Genomic DNA, 13712 nt, shown 5'->3' with positions numbered 1-13712 from the left:
ACTGCCATGTATTTTGATCAAATTCCACTCTTTAATTTTGAAGAGCATTTTAATACTGCTACTCCGTTCCATGCGCATCTTAGCAAAGATGTGCATGGAAATATTAAATCCGAGTTATTAGAAGAACACATGAACCTGACCATGAGCTATTTTGACAAACTTTGTGCGGAAAAGAATTTAAACCCAATTTTTCATCATTTCGAAGACCGACTGGTCGGCGATTTATCAGATCCAGCCAAAGCCTTGTGGAAGGAACTTCTTTACAATACCATCTATACCCATGACCTGGGGAAAACTAATCCAAATTTCCAGTGCCAGAAAATGAATAACCATGCCCATCAGACTACCCTCTCAAAAAACACCAATCATTCTTACTTTTCAGCACTTATTTATACAAATCACTATCTCAATAAAGTGCTTTCTTTTAAAGGAAAAGAGCAGCATCTTCTGTTTTTTACCTTGGTCTTTAATTCCTATATCATTAGCAAGCATCATGGTTATCTCAGTAGTTTCCCAAAATTTCTGGAAGAAATCAGTCGAGATTTAGCCAAGGAAAAACCCCATGATTGTATTTTGTATCTGGAATCATTTGGTAGCGCCATAAACAAACCGGGGATTATTGAGCAATCTTACTATAAGATCCTAACCGGACTAAAAAGAAATGAACTATGGCAGTCAATCCCCTGGATCATCTATGGTCGATTTCTATTCGGCCTTCTGGTTTCCTGCGATTTCTATGCCACCTCCGATTTCATGAACGGGTCCATTCAAAATTTTGGCACAATCAAGGATATTCGCAACTATCAAATGGCATTTAATCAATCGCCCATTACTCAAAACATCCACAAACATCAGTTAAGTAAAAATTGTCCTACTGGCAGTCCTTTTGAAAAAGAGGATATTAACACCTTACGCAGCGAACTTTTCTTAGAGGCCGAAGAAAACCTGCTGAAAAATCCCAATGAATCACTTTTCTTTTTTGAAGCCCCCACCGGAAGCGGTAAAACCAATACCTCTATCAATCTTGCCCTAAAACTATTGGAATCCGATTCGAGACTCAATAAAATCACCTATGTTTTTCCTTTTAATACGCTGGTCGAGCAAACCAAGAGCAGTTTAGTAAATACTTTCAATGCTGACCCATCCATTGCTGATGATATCACTGTGGTTAATGGTATTACTTCCATTAAATCATTGACAACTTCCAGCGATGATTATCCAGATGGCGAGTTGTATACATCCGCAGCACAACGACATCCTGACATAGAAAATCGATGCACTGATTATGAGCAATCTCTTTTAGCACGGCAATTTCTGCACTATCCAATCGTTCTGACCACCCATGTCAATTTCTTTAACACCCTTTTTGGTACCGACCGGGAATCTGTCTTTCCCTTGGCACATCTTGCCAACAGCGTTATTATTCTGGACGAAATACAAAGTTATCCGAACCATCTTTGGAAAGAGATTATCCTATTTCTTCAGGATTATGCCCAACTTTTAAATATGCGCATCATCATCATGTCCGCGACCTTGCCAGATCTGGGACAACTTAGTTTAAAAGATGCTCTCCCTATGCCAAGACTCATTAAAGATCCGCAACGGTACTACCAGCACCCGCTCTTTAAAGACCGCGTAAGTTTAGATTTCTCACTGTTAAAATATAATCGGGAGTCCATTCTTGATAAGCTTTTAGACAAAATAATTGAAACCAGCATCACACTCGAAAACAATCCCGATTTTGTTGGTTTTGACAACAAAATCCTTGTTGAATTTATCAAGAAATCGACAGCCTTAGATTTTTTTACGCGATTAAATAACAAACTCATATCACAAGGTATCAACCGTGAAGTTTTATGCATGACTGGCGACGATAATAAGGCGGAAAGAAAGCGGATTATTGAAAAGGTACGAACCGGAAAAAATTTGATTCTGGTTGCCACTCAGGTGATTGAAGCTGGCGTTGACATCGATATGGATATGGGTTTTAAAGACATTTCGCTTTTTGATGCAGAAGAACAGTTCCTTGGCCGTATTAATCGCTCCTGTAAAAAGAAAGGTGCCAAGGTTTTCTTTTTCAACTATGATCCTGCCGATCTTTTATACCACAACGATTTCAGAAAACAGGAGCACCTCACGATTCAGGATCAAGCCATGTGGAGTCTGCTTGAGAACAAAAATTTTGCTGCCTTTTATGATATCATTCTCAAAGAAATCAATACATCCAAACAGGCTTACAATGTGTTAAATATTGAAAATTTTGCCCGGGAAACCTTATGGAATTTTGATTATTTCCAGCTCCAGAAGCACATGAAGCTTATCGATGATGAACGCCAGGAAATTTCTTTGTTCATTTGTGGTGAAGCTGTCGAAATTGATGGGATTCTTATTGATAGCAGTGCCCTTTGGGATGACTATATTGATTTACTGAAAGACAATTCCATGGACTATGCCGAAAAACGAGTGCGATTATCTAATTTTTCGGAGAAAATGGATTATTTTATTTATCAGATTCCCATGCCAAAATATTCTTTTGCTTATCAAGGTCAGATCGGTGATCTTTATCGATGTGTACGTGATGAAACGTTTTTCCCCAATGGCAAATTTGATCGAAATGCATTTCGTGAATATCATGAAAATAATCTTTTTTTGTAAAGGAGTTAGCTCATGAGAATAACTGGTACTCTGGTGAATTATTATATTCACTGCAAACGGCAATGCTGGCTTCATGGTAATCGGATCAATCTGGAAGACAACAGCGAGGATGTTAAAATTGGAAAAGCACTGCATGAGGTTAAAGCTGCAGAAAGTGCCCAAACGGAAATCGCTGTTGAAAATATCAAAATTGATAAGATTACCAGAGATTACTTGGTTGAGATCAAAAAATCGGATGCTGACTATGAAGCCGTCAAGTGGCAAGTTCTTTTTTATCTCAACGTTCTAAAGAACAAAGGAATTGAACGCCAGGGGAAAATCGAATTCATTGAAAAAAATAAAAGCGACCGCAAAATATATTATGTAGATTTGGACGATGAAAACATTCAAAAGCTATCAGTTATTGAAGCGGCAATTGTTGAACTGTTAATCAAACCGGCACCACCGGCTGTTGTTATTAATCGGAAGTGTAGCAAGTGCGCTTATTACACTTATTGCTGTATCTAAAAGGAGGTTTCTTATGGGACATACCCGATATCTAACATCGATGGGTGAATTGACCAGAAAGGATAATTCACTCTGCTTTCGTGTGGATGGACGAAATACTTATATTCCTATTGAAGGGATCCGGGAACTTTATTGCCTGTCTGAAGTAAGCCTCAATACAAAACTTCTTGATTTTCTCTCAAAAAACAACGTCATTATCCATTTTTTCAACTATCATGAGGGCTATAGTGGCACCTTTTATCCTAAAGAAACTTTGATCAGCGGCCGTTTGCTGGTTGCTCAAGTAAACGCTTCAATAAATAAGCGTCTCGATATTGCTAAGGCAATTATTTCGGGTATCGCAGACAATATTGATGAACTTCTCTATCATTATTATAAACATGAGAAGAAAGATGTAAAACCAACCATTGACTGGATTCGAAAGGAGTTACCGTTAAATTTATCTAATGCATACAACATTAAACAAATTTTACAAATTGAAGGGGAATTGTGGCAGCGATTTTATTCATGCTTTAAATATTTCTTACCTGAGGATTTTATAATGAATAGACGTGTCAAGCGTCCTCCGGATAATCCAATCAATGCTTTGATTTCTTTTGGCAACAGTTTACTCTATTCCAAGACAATATCTGTGATTTACCAGACACATTTGGATCAGCGTATTAGTTTTCTTCACGAGCCATCAGAAGGTCGGTTTTCTTTGAGTCTCGATTTATGCGAAGTTTTTAAACCCGTGATTGTTTTTAAAACGATCTTTGATCTTGTGAATAATCGTCGCCTTCAAGTTGATAAACACTTTGAGAAGAAACTGAATTATTGTATCCTCAATGAAGATGGCCGCAAAATATTTATTGGCGCTTTCGAAGAACGACTTGAAAGTGTCTTTCAGCATCCCAAACTCAAACGAAAGATTAGTTATCGAACCGCCATCAAATTAGATTGTTATAAACTAATCAAGGATATCCTCGAAGACAAATCATTTATTCCGTTCAATAGTAAGGAGAAACAATAACTCATGGGAAAATCGCTTAATTATAACTATGCCTTCGTATTCTATGACATTAACGAAAAACGTGTGAACAAAGTTTTTAAAATTTGCAAAAAATATTTAGTCCATTACCAAAAATCTGTTTTTCGCGGTGCAATTACACCTTCTAAACTCATTCAACTTCGTCAGGAATTAAAAAATATTATTGTTGGCGACGAGGATTTTGTGTGTATAATTAAATTGATTAATGGCGATGTTTTTGAAGAAGAAACTTTAGGTAATTTCCAATCTGCTGAAAATCTATTTCTTTAATTTACCAGGCGTTTTTTATATTTTTTATTAAAATTTCCTTAATTAATGGGGTTTCTATAGAGCGCCAGCCTTTATTTCAACTTTCTTAAAAGAAGCTGGTAATTTTTTCTATAATGCCATGATTTAGGGATTCAATCAACTCCATTATTATTTTTTTAGCAATTTTACTATAGCTGAACCATAACATAAGATGTTTTTAAATAAACTTAGCCTGGGCCGCCTGGGTAAGGAATGGCCGCTGAACCATAACATAAGATGTTTTTAAATATTCGTCCGGGGCATTGAACAACAACAACGCCTATAGCTGAACCATAACATAAGATGTTTTTAAATATGGCCATTCCTCCAATCAGGGTTCCGTAGGTTACCGCTGAACCATAACATAAGATGTTTTTAAATTCTGGAATCTTGGTATCTGACACGGTAGACAGTGAGCTGAACCATAACATAAGATGTTTTTAAATAGAATACAGTAACAGACGGCGGCAGCTACGAAGACAGCTGAACCATAACATAAGATGTTTTTAAATTTACATCTATTGGCGTTTTCGTTGCATCGCTTTTTAGCTGAACCATAACATAAGATGTTTTTAAATTTGGAGCCACGTTCCCAGCTAGAATAAGGATGACAGCTGAACCATAACATAAGATGTTTTTAAATCTAAAGACCTTGACCATTCCGTATCAGAGCGTAACGGCTGAACCATAACATAAGATGTTTTTAAATGCAACGGTGCATCATCGGCTAACGGGCTATGGACAGGCTGAACCATAACATAAGATGTTTTTAAATGCGTCAATCACCCAGTTTCTGCCGATCTTTTGGGGCTGAACCATAACATAAGATGTTTTTAAATTTTTTGCGTGATTGGCAGGATATCCGAGGATCACCGCTGAACCATAACATAAGATGTTTTTAAATATAAACTGATTATTCATAATCACTGTTGCCGCTTGCCGCTGAACCATAACATAAGATGTTTTTAAATGTTCCAGCAGGGAATACATGAATTTCAGCGCCACGCGCTGAACCATAACATAAGATGTTTTTAAATGCAAATAAGCGGATCACTGACGTTTTAGGCGACAAGCTGAACCATAACATAAGATGTTTTTAAATCTGGCCGATCCATCGGCTTTTTGTGCGAAATTTGCCGCTGAACCATAACATAAGATGTTTTTAAATGTCAATCCGGGTATTGGATCAGATCGGTAACGATATGCTGAACCATAACATAAGATGTTTTTAAATTCGAATACCCAGCTTTCGAACTTTTCAGCTGATGGGCTGAACCATAACATAAGATGTTTTTAAATAATAAATAGGGACGGTTTCCCGCCCCTGAGCAATAAGCTGAACCATAACATAAGATGTTTTTAAATGTAATCCGATCATCTTGAATTAATGCTTCTTTGATGCTGAACCATAACATAAGATGTTTTTAAATCCTTGAAAGCCTTTGAGAATTACGACACTAAGGCAGCTGAACCATAACATAAGATGTTTTTAAATATATTGAGAATAAAAATTCCATCAATAGCAATCTCGGCTGAACCATAACATAAGATGTTTTTAAATGCACTGCTGCGCAGCATGGTTTACGAGTGGTTGACGGCTGAACCATAACATAAGATGTTTTTAAATTCTTTATCCACGCTTTCTGATTTCTGCAACAACCCGCTGAACCATAACATAAGATGTTTTTAAATATTATATTGGCAACAGTTGGGACGTTGACAAGCGAGCTGAACCATAACATAAGATGTTTTTAAATGTAATAGTTACATCAGTCGGATCATTCCAGTTGAGGCTGAACCATAACATAAGATGTTTTTAAATCTGATTATCAGCGTTCCGTCAGCCCCTTTTTGCTCGGCTGAACCATAACATAAGATGTTTTTAAATGCCCAAACCGCTTCGCCATAACGTCCCACAGGGTAAGCTGAACCATAACATAAGATGTTTTTAAATAAATGCCGGGGCAGCTTTCCAGCAAGTTCAAAAGCAGCTGAACCATAACATAAGATGTTTTTAAATGAATATACATGATTTGTTGTATTTATACTATTTTGGCTGAACCATAACATAAGATGTTTTTAAATGCTTTTGAATCGATCAGTCAAACAATGCAAACGGCGCTGAACCATAACATAAGATGTTTTTAAATAGCTTTTTGCCGTCATCGGTAGTGATGTAAAATCTAGCTGAACCATAACATAAGATGTTTTTAAATCTGATCCGGGCCGTGACAGCCATCCGTGAGTATGGAGCTGAACCATAACATAAGATGTTTTTAAATCGGCTGCATATAACTAACTGCCACTGAGCACCCCCTGCTGAACCATAACATAAGATGTTTTTAAATTTTTTGCATTCGTTTCAACAGGTCTGTAGATTCCGTGCTGAACCATAACATAAGATGTTTTTAAATACGTGGTAGAGCGTTGATGCCTTTTCCAATTCTTTCGCTGAACCATAACATAAGATGTTTTTAAATATAGCAATCTCGATATCAAAAAAGTGTCAAGAAAAGCTGAACCATAACATAAGATGTTTTTAAATACACTGATGGTGTGGCGTTCTCGACGGATAATGATGGCTGAACCATAACATAAGATGTTTTTAAATGAGCAATGATTGACTGTTTTGGGCTGAAGACAAAGAGCTGAACCATAACATAAGATGTTTTTAAATTAATAAAAACGGGCGATGTACCGGCGTCGATACTTGGCTGAACCATAACATAAGATGTTTTTAAATTTGCTGATCTGATCATGAGCGAAAAACGGGTGGTCGCTGAACCATAACATAAGATGTTTTTAAATTTGTAGGCGAGCATTATATTTACAATGTCGCAAAAGCTGAACCATAACATAAGATGTTTTTAAATTACATCGCCTTGACTGCATCCGCAGCATCATCTTCGCTGAACCATAACATAAGATGTTTTTAAATACTTAACTTCGAGATTCTTCAAATCCCGCAACGTTGCTGAACCATAACATAAGATGTTTTTAAATATGTTTGAAATGCAGTAGAAGGAATAGAAAAATTATGCTGAACCATAACATAAGATGTTTTTAAATTTTTATTTTTCCTCCGTAATCCATTTGATTTTATCGCTGAACCATAACATAAGATGTTTTTAAATGATTATTGTAATCAAGCGGAGGGAACGGTAAATGAGCTGAACCATAACATAAGATGTTTTTAAATTGCAGTGAGTACGAAAGCATTGTAGATTGCACCGAAGCTGAACCATAACATAAGATGTTTTTAAATATGCCAAGCTCTGCCTGGGATGGCGTTTCTTGAGCGGCTGAACCATAACATAAGATGTTTTTAAATGTGTAGTTTTTGATTGCTTTGAAGTCTGGCAACTCGGCTGAACCATAACATAAGATGTTTTTAAATGTTGAGGATGCTTTTAAAATAATCGGTGGCGAGCCGCTGAACCATAACATAAGATGTTTTTAAATAAGATTGGTTATCAAATGACACTGACCTTTAATCCGCTGAACCATAACATAAGATGTTTTTAAATATGTTTTCAAGTTTTATCGTCGATGCCCAAACGACGCTGAACCATAACATAAGATGTTTTTAAATTGACGTTTGCCCACATCGATGCGAGTAGTACGACGCTGAACCATAACATAAGATGTTTTTAAATATTATAAATCAACTGGCGATATAATTAATACTATTGAGCTGAACCATAACATAAGATGTTTTTAAATTCGCTAAAAAAAAACCAAAGACTATGCTTTGGTTTAGCTGAACCATAACATAAGATGTTTTTAAATTTAGAAATAAATTTAGTTTTTAAATAATCCAAAAACGCTGAACCATAACATAAGATGTTTTTAAATCAGAAAAAGACGAAGAATTTATAAAGGAATTTATCGGCTGAACCATAACATAAGATGTTTTTAAATATATAACCCTCGAAGTTTTCAGTCGCCAGGATCGGGCTGAACCATAACATAAGATGTTTTTAAATATACAGAGTACAATTATTAGTTTTTCTGTGAATCTGCTGAACCATAACATAAGATGTTTTTAAATGAATAAGATTTGGTAATGTGTTTTATATCCATAAAGCTGAACCATAACATAAGATGTTTTTAAATTTTACGGGAACCGCCAAGTAACCCCGTTCGACCTCGCTGAACCATAACATAAGATGTTTTTAAATCAGAGTTTAGATTTTTTATCTTATCAAAATTAATTGGCTGAACCATAACATAAGATGTTTTTAAATGGGTATGCCCGGGCAACCGGATCAACCCGTATCATCGCTGAACCATAACATAAGATGTTTTTAAATTTTGTTGGTCGACCCATCCTTAACACCTCACTTTTGCTGAACCATAACATAAGATGTTTTTAAATCTGCCGGTGATGGTGCCAATGTAGGTAATGTTGCCGCTGAACCATAACATAAGATGTTTTTAAATGATGGTAAGCGATGATGATAAGTACGTATTGAGGTGCTGAACCATAACATAAGATGTTTTTAAATATAAAACCGATCTCATCACTGTCTTTTTTCCGGATGCTGAACCATAACATAAGATGTTTTTAAATCAATAACCGGCCATCGCAATAACCGATGCCGCACTGGCTGAACCATAACATAAGATGTTTTTAAATATTTCAACAGGCATTCTTATTCACCTCCACTCTCAACGCTGAACCATAACATAAGATGTTTTTAAATCGAGATAATTTGGTTTTCTTTTCATTTTCCCTCCACGCTGAACCATAACATAAGATGTTTTTAAATATGTATTCATAAGCTGTTTTTGCTTCCGGCAACACAGCTGAACCATAACATAAGATGTTTTTAAATCCAATGAAACAAAGGAAAAAGACATTAACCAAACCCGCTGAACCATAACATAAGATGTTTTTAAATGCGACATTGGCAATATTGGCAGCGCTTACCCCGATAGCTGAACCATAACATAAGATGTTTTTAAATTTGGGAAATGGATTGTATTGAATCGTCCAAGAAAAGCGCTGAACCATAACATAAGATGTTTTTAAATTCAATAGCCCCAGTAAACGTAGTTTGTAAAGCGGTTAGCTGAACCATAACATAAGATGTTTTTAAATCCTGGGAAACCTGTCCGAATATTTTAAGAGATCTTGCTGAACCATAACATAAGATGTTTTTAAATTTGGCATGGGTAAGTGCAGCTTTTGGTGGCGGCACGCTGAACCATAACATAAGATGTTTTTAAATATCGATATCTGGCAGGAAGTTTTAAAAAATGTCAGCGCTGAACCATAACATAAGATGTTTTTAAATTTGCCAACATTGCAGCCATGAATGAGGTTTGGGTTTGCTGAACCATAACATAAGATGTTTTTAAATAATGGTATTTTGAGAACAGGAGCAACTGGATCACCGCTGAACCATAACATAAGATGTTTTTAAATCGTTCACAATGTGAAAAAGAAAAGCAAGGAAACCCGGCTGAACCATAACATAAGATGTTTTTAAATCGGGATGGATTTTGATTATAAGAACGCTTCATATGGCTGAACCATAACATAAGATGTTTTTAAATGGTTTATAACCGGCGAAAATACTTTCCCGCTGCCAAGCTGAACCATAACATAAGATGTTTTTAAATAATTAAAAGCCCCCATTGCTGAGGGCTGTGTGATTAGCTGAACCATAACATAAGATGTTTTTAAATCCATTATATTCGACTAGGCGTTGCTGCTTTAATACGCTGAACCATAACATAAGATGTTTTTAAATCAGCCGATACAGCACTAGCGGCAGGGATATCACGGGGCTGAACCATAACATAAGATGTTTTTAAATACAAAATGTTCGGCTGTTATAGATTTGCAAGCTGCCGCTGAACCATAACATAAGATGTTTTTAAATCCTCCACCCCCTAAAATAAAACCCCCAAACCGAGCCGCTGAACCATAACATAAGATGTTTTTAAATGAATCAATTTGATGAAATTGTCGAAAGCGGTATTGCGCTGAACCATAACATAAGATGTTTTTAAATAAGATTACATCGGAACAGTTATTAAGGGTCACAACCGCTGAACCATAACATAAGATGTTTTTAAATATTATATTAAACTCATCACCAGACTCGGATATGGCCGCTGAACCATAACATAAGATGTTTTTAAATATTATATTAAACTCATCACCAGACTCGGATATGGCCGCTGAACCATAACATAAGATGTTTTTAAATAAGAAAATCGGAGGCTAAGGAAATGGCAAATATCGGCTGAACCATAACATAAGATGTTTTTAAATGTTCTTCAGACATTTTAATCCTCCAACTCTTCCAGGCTGAACCATAACATAAGATGTTTTTAAATAGGTTGGTGATCTGATTAATGTTATTTCGACTGAACGCTGAACCATAACATAAGATGTTTTTAAATAGGTGACGGGTTTGGCGGCCAGTGCGGCATCGGTTATGCTGAACCATAACATAAGATGTTTTTAAATTTATTTCAACTGGAGTAGATACATTACCATCATCATGCTGAACCATAACATAAGATGTTTTTAAATTTGATTAAGTAAACGCAATCCATCGAAAACGCCGCGCTGAACCATAACATAAGATGTTTTTAAATGTAGATACCTCGAATATTGATGCTAATTGCTTTAGGCTGAACCATAACATAAGATGTTTTTAAATAGTTTAGTGTCTGATGTTTCTATTATTAATTTTTCAGCTGAACCATAACATAAGATGTTTTTAAATTTCATGGCGAGTTTTGGCTTATATTTGGCGGGTTGGGCTGAACCATAACATAAGATGTTTTTAAATAATGAAGTGCCTATAACAGCGAGCAAAAATAAAATAGCTGAACCATAACATAAGATGTTTTTAAATTCGTCATTACCAATCCAGACTACGATCTTTTTGAATCGCTGAACCATAACATAAGATGTTTTTAAATTCGAAGACAGCGCCGGTTATGGATTTAACTGTTCTCGCTGAACCATAACATAAGATGTTTTTAAATACGTGAGTATGAGCGGGAAAAAAGCAAGCCGACAGGCTGAACCATAACATAAGATGTTTTTAAATCCATGCGTGTTTCCCGCCTATAAGGAAACAACCGTTGCTGAACCATAACATAAGATGTTTTTAAATATGTTGGCTGGCCCATTAGGAGTTATTGTTGGAATGCTGAACCATAACATAAGATGTTTTTAAATATTAAAAACTACCAGAGAAGTTGACCGGCAGATTTGCTGAACCATAACATAAGATGTTTTTAAATGGCTGATTGGGCAGCGGATCACGCTGAGTACCTGAAGCTGAACCATAACATAAGATGTTTTTAAATAGTTCAGCCTTACGCCCCTTCAAAATACTGAGTTGTGCTGAACCATAACATAAGATGTTTTTAAATAGGTCTTTGATTAACTCGTGCCATACGTCCTTTTTTGCTGAACCATAACATAAGATGTTTTTAAATTAGTAAGCTTCTTCAATTGTTGGTGATCGTCCACGCGCTGAACCATAACATAAGATGTTTTTAAATGGTAGATATCCACAAAATAAAGCAGATTTTCAAAGCCGCTGAACCATAACATAAGATGTTTTTAAATCCGTTAACCCAGCGATCCACATTAGCCAAGGCAGCTGAACCATAACATAAGATGTTTTTAAATATAATTACAGCTTTAGAATTTGGCAGAATATAAAGCTGAACCATAACATAAGATGTTTTTAAATTGCGGAATTATGTGCGAGATCAATTATCGGGATTCAGCTGAACCATAACATAAGATGTTTTTAAATAAAAAAAGAACGTGCTCAAAAACTTGTTCAAACAGACGCTGAACCATAACATAAGATGTTTTTAAATCTGGCGTTAAGCTCAAAGATTTCTCCTTCAGGCCCCCGCTGAACCATAACATAAGATGTTTTTAAATGCAAATTCGCCGGGTAGAAGCATCTTCCCCAACAACGCTGAACCATAACATAAGATGTTTTTAAATATTTGGATTGGAAAACAAGTTTCCTCTAAAGCTTCGCTGAACCATAACATAAGATGTTTTTAAATGTTTTTAGATTATTTGAAAACAAAGATTGTAGATCCAGCTGAACCATAACATAAGATGTTTTTAAATATCTTCTTGAAGTCATCCGGCAGGTATTGATTTATAATTAAAACTGACCCACCATTAACGGTTAAAATTGACCCACCTCGAAAGAAAGATCCTGGTTTAATTGACACCGAAGCATAGAAATTTGACACTGTGAATTGACCCACCTCAAAAAGAGAATTATAATCCTGTCAGCATGAAAATTATGCAGGCAGGAGGAAAAAAGAGGTGAAAGATTTGGAAGACTGGGCAGCTGTACAGAAGGTGTACAAGCAGACTAAATCCAAACGTGCAACAGCTGAGATTCTTGGCATTTCCAGAAATACGGTTAAAAAACTGCTTGGGTTAACCGAACCGCCAAAGTATCAGCGAACGGCATATGAATCTAAGATTGACAAGTACAAAGAACAGATCATTGAATGGAGGTGCGAACCCTACTGTTTTAACGGGACAAGGATATACAGAGAACTTAAGAAAAAGGGTTATGAAGGAAGTAGTGGACCCATTTACCGGTTTCTCCGTAAGGTGGATGAAGATGTCGGCAACCACATCAGTAATAAAGCTACGGTTAGACACGAAAGTCCGCCAGGTGATCAGGCGCAGTTTGACTGGTCTGAATACGAAGTTGTTGTTGGTGGCAGATACCGGAAAGTCTATTGTTTTTCGATGATTCTGGCTGCATCGAGAAAAAAGGCGGTCTGCTTTTCACTTAAAGTCGATGGCGCTGCAATCTATGAGGCAATTCAGGAATTGTATGATGATCTTGGTGGCGTGACACTGGAACTGCTGATCGACAATCCCAAAGCACTTGTTATCACGAATAATCCGAAAACCGAAGACGAAGTGAGATATAATCCCCATGCACTGATGATGGCAAAACATCTGGGAACAGAGCTAAACGCCTGCCCCTGCTACTGGCCACGTAAAAAAGGTTATGTTAAGCGTTCCGTTATGTAAAGAAAGGGCTATTCATTCCCATGCATAACGGAAACGCAGGTGATATTTCTTTACATAATCACCGTTGTTGATTAAAGCTTTTTAACCAGTGTTTTAGATTTTTATTATTATCCCATTTTGCCTCCTCGTCGGGAACAAGTTCTTTACTTGCGGCCTCGATCCTACTTTTGA

5 protein-coding genes and 1 CRISPR repeat array are annotated in these 13712 nt (G+C 36.3%); all 5 genes read left to right on the top strand.

The annotated features are described in order from the left end of the window. The first annotated feature begins 6 nt into the window (after positions 1–6). The 5 genes from cas3 (at position 7) to istA (ending at position 13541) form a co-directional block, all read left to right on the top strand. Positions 7–2655 carry a CRISPR-associated helicase Cas3' gene (gene cas3 / locus BI182_RS15505; protein ID WP_286809202.1) on the top strand — a complete coding sequence of 883 codons (2649 nt, stop codon included), beginning with the start codon at positions 7–9 and terminating at the stop codon, positions 2653–2655. Positions 2656–2667: 12 nt separating this feature from the next. Continuing rightward, positions 2668–3162 (top strand): CRISPR-associated protein Cas4, encoded by a 495-nt coding sequence (locus BI182_RS15500; RefSeq protein WP_286809201.1) that lies wholly within the window; start codon positions 2668–2670, stop codon positions 3160–3162. Positions 3163–3175: 13 nt separating this feature from the next. Continuing rightward, positions 3176–4174 carry a type I-B CRISPR-associated endonuclease Cas1b gene (gene cas1b / locus BI182_RS15495; RefSeq protein WP_286809199.1) on the top strand — a complete coding sequence of 333 codons (999 nt, stop codon included), beginning with the start codon at positions 3176–3178 and terminating at the stop codon, positions 4172–4174. Positions 4175–4177: 3 nt separating this feature from the next. Next, on the top strand, positions 4178–4462 hold the full coding sequence (gene cas2, locus BI182_RS15490; RefSeq protein ID WP_286809197.1) for a CRISPR-associated endonuclease Cas2: 285 nt from the start codon (positions 4178–4180) through the stop codon (positions 4460–4462). Between the two features lie 172 nt (positions 4463–4634). Then, positions 4635–12608: direct repeats of the CRISPR family, unit length 30 nt; unit sequence GCTGAACCATAACATAAGATGTTTTTAAAT. Between the two features lie 204 nt (positions 12609–12812). Beyond that, a complete protein-coding gene (gene istA / locus BI182_RS15485; RefSeq protein WP_286809195.1) occupies positions 12813–13541 on the top strand; it encodes an IS21 family transposase in 729 nt (242 codons plus the stop codon). Positions 13542–13712 lie beyond the last annotated feature (171 nt).

Origin of the sequence: Acetobacterium sp. MES1 (genome assembly GCF_002237635.1) — a bacterium.
GTDB lineage: Bacteria > Bacillota > Clostridia > Eubacteriales > Eubacteriaceae > Acetobacterium > Acetobacterium wieringae.
The sequence above is the reverse complement of the archived record's forward strand: the minus strand, read 5'-3'. Positions and strand labels throughout refer to the sequence as shown.

What these genes read in the sequence shown, in the direction of transcription:
- BI182_RS15500 (WP_286809201.1), top strand. Translation starts at nt 2,668, where the DNA reads ATGAGAATAACTGGTACTCTGGTGAATTATTATATTCACTGCAAACGG.
- cas1b (WP_286809199.1), top strand. Translation starts at nt 3,176, where the DNA reads ATGGGACATACCCGATATCTAACATCGATGGGTGAATTGACCAGAAAG.
- cas2 (WP_286809197.1), top strand. Translation starts at nt 4,178, where the DNA reads ATGGGAAAATCGCTTAATTATAACTATGCCTTCGTATTCTATGACATT.
- cas3 (WP_286809202.1), top strand. Translation starts at nt 7, where the DNA reads ATGTATTTTGATCAAATTCCACTCTTTAATTTTGAAGAGCATTTTAAT.